Here is a 242-nt window from a genome sequence, read left to right as displayed (position 1 = left end):
CCGACGCCGGGGATGTAGGTGCCGGCGAGGTTCTCGAAGACACCGACCAGGAAGCCGCCGACCACGGCGCCGAACGGGCTGGTCAGTCCGCCGAGCACGGCCGCGGCAAAGCCGTAGATCAGCACGCCGCCCATCATGTTCGGCTCGAGGAACACGACCGGTGCGATCAGCATGCCGGCGATCGAGCCGATCGCGGTCGCCATGCCCCAGCCGAGCGCGATCATCCAGGAGGTGTTGATGCC

At 68.6% G+C, this 242-nt stretch carries 1 protein-coding gene; it reads right to left on the bottom strand.

The genetic code is table 11. From position 1 onward, the window contains the following. A partial coding sequence (locus RAD10_RS42420) for an ABC transporter permease subunit (RefSeq protein WP_461622081.1) occupies positions 1-242 on the bottom strand: 242 nt, incomplete at both ends.

It is taken from the genome of Bradyrhizobium sp. 23AC (assembly GCF_054863025.1).
The sequence above is the reverse complement of the archived record's forward strand: the minus strand, read 5'-3'. Positions and strand labels throughout refer to the sequence as shown.